Genomic DNA, 2,170 nt, shown 5'->3' with positions numbered 1-2,170 from the left:
CTGCGGGCGACGGTGCGCCTGCCGCGGGCGGCGCCCGCCCTGTCGGATCAGGGCGGGGCCTGAGGACTCACCAGGCGCCGATCTTCTCGGCTTCCTTGTGGCTGATGGGGTGTTGGGCGGCCTTGTGGTCTTCCTCGGCGAGGAAGCGGGCGGCTTCGAGGGCGGCCATGCAGCCCATGCCCGCCGCCGTCACGGCCTGGCGATAGACGTCGTCGGTGACGTCGCCGGCGGCCCAGACGCCTTCGATGGCGGTCGCCGCCGTGCCCGGCTTGACCCGCAGATAGCCGCCGGAATTGGTTTCCAGCTGGCCCTTGAACAGTTCGGACGAGGGGGCGTGGCCGATGGCGATGAAGACGCCGTCGGCGGGGATTTCGCTGATCTCGCCGGTCTTGACGTTCTTCAGGCGCACGCCGGTGACGTTGCGGGCCACGCCGTCGACGACGCCGACGATCTCCTCGACAGCCACGTCCCAGATCACCTTGATCTTGGGATGGGCGAACAGGCGGTCCTGCAGGATCTTCTCGGCGCGGAACTCGTCGCGGCGGTGAACCACGGTGACGGTCTCGGCGAAGTTGGTCAGGAACAGGGCTTCCTCGACGGCGGTGTTGCCGCCGCCGACCACCACCACCTGCTTGCCGCGATAGAAGAAGCCGTCGCAGGTGGCGCAGGCCGAGACGCCGAAGCCCTGATACTCAGCCTCGGAGTCCAGGCCCAGCCATTTGGCCTGGGCGCCGGTGGAGATGATGACCGTCTCGGCCAGGATCTCGGCGCCCGAGTCCAGCGTCAGGCGGAAAGGACGCTGGGACAGGTCGGCCCGGGTGACGATGTCGTGGATGACCTCCGTGCCGACGTGCTCGGCCTGGGCCTGCATCTGCTGCATCAGCCAGGGGCCCTGGATGGTCTCGGCGAAGCCGGGATAGTTCTCGACGTCCGTGGTGATGGTCAACTGGCCGCCGGGCTGCAGGCCGGCGATGATCACCGGGTTCAGCGAGGCGCGAGCGGCGTAGATGGCGGCGGTCCAGCCGGCGGGGCCGGAACCGATGATGGCGACGCGGACGGTGCGGGCTGGGGCTTTGGCTTGGGTCATGGCTCCTATTTAGGCGCTGATTCCCGATTTCGCGACGCCTGTCGTTCCGTCACGCTTCATGGAGGGATATGAAACGGGGATGACCGCCGAAACGCCCGCCGCCGCCCAGACCCGAAACCTGCTGCGTCGTCTGCTGGTCGGCGCCCGGCGCGGCGTGGATCACGCCGAGGCGGCCGCCGCCGTCTACGAGAACGGCGGGCTGAGCGGCCGCTATCTGATGATGACGGTGATCTCGGCCGCCATCGCGGCCCTGGGCCTGATGCTGTCGTCGCCGGCGGTGGTGATCGGGGCCATGCTGGTGTCGCCGATGATGGGGCCGATCGTGGCCATGGGCTTCTCCCTGGCCCTGCTGGACTGGAACGAGTTGAAGCAGTCGTTGACGGCGCTGGGCGTCGGGGTGGGGCTGGCCCTGTTCGTGGCGATCCTGCTGACCCTGCTGTCGCCGCTGAAGGAGCCGACGGCCGAGATCCTGGCCCGCACCCGGCCGAACTTCTTCGACCTGCTGATCGCGGTCTTCTCCGGCATCGCGGGCGCCTATGCGGTGATCCGCCAGCGCGGCGAGACCATCATCGGCGTGGCCATCGCCACCGCCCTGATGCCGCCGGTCGCGACGGTGGGCTTCGGTCTGGGGACCGGCGACCTGTCGATCGCGGGGGGCGCCTTCTTCCTGTTCATGACCAACCTGGTGGCCATCGCCCTGGCGGCGACGGTGACGGCGGGCTTCTACGGCTTCCGGCCGCGCCTGCTGGAGCGGCCCAAGCCCTGGCGCGGGGTGGCGGTCATGGTCGTGTTCGTCCTGCTGGCCGCGCCCTTGGCCCTGTCGCTGCGCAGCATCGCCCTGGAGAGCCGGGCCACGGCCGAGACCCGGGTGGCGGTCGAGGACATCTTCGCCGGCGCCGAGTCGCGCATCACCCTGCTGGACGCGCGCAGCGAGGGGCGCGGCGTGACGGTCTCGGCCCTGGTCAGCACGCGCAAGCTGGTGGCCGACGCCCAGGCGCGGCTGCAGGAGCGGCTGACCGGCGCCCTGCACGTGCCGGTGTCGGCGACCCTGGACCAGATCGTCGTGGCCGATCCGCAGGCGGC

At 70.2% G+C, this 2,170-nt stretch carries 2 protein-coding genes; one reads left to right on the top strand and one right to left on the bottom strand.

Annotated elements, in window-relative coordinates; translation table 11 throughout:
* Positions 1–67: 67 nt before the first annotated feature.
* The gene (gene trxB, locus BDIM_RS13060; protein WP_003166078.1) at positions 68–1,087 is read right to left on the bottom strand and encodes a thioredoxin-disulfide reductase; all 1,020 of its coding nucleotides are present in this window, start codon (positions 1,085–1,087) and stop codon (positions 68–70) included.
* A 79-nt stretch (positions 1,088–1,166) separates the two neighbouring features.
* Between trxB and BDIM_RS13055 the strand changes: the two genes are divergently transcribed.
* Positions 1,167–2,170: TIGR00341 family protein (locus BDIM_RS13055; RefSeq protein ID WP_169312155.1), on the top strand; the 1,004-nt coding region annotated here is incomplete at its 3' end.

The sequence above is a fragment of the Brevundimonas diminuta ATCC 11568 genome (assembly GCF_000204035.1).
GTDB classification, from domain to species: Bacteria; Pseudomonadota; Alphaproteobacteria; order Caulobacterales; family Caulobacteraceae; genus Brevundimonas; species Brevundimonas diminuta.
Note: the sequence above shows the minus strand (reverse complement) of the source record. Positions and strands in the feature narration are given on the sequence as shown.

Bases quoted from the DNA above. Each gene is read 5' to 3' on its own strand.
- trxB (WP_003166078.1), bottom strand. From the start codon at position 1,087: ATGACCCAAGCCAAAGCCCCAGCCCGCACCGTCCGCGTCGCCATCATC.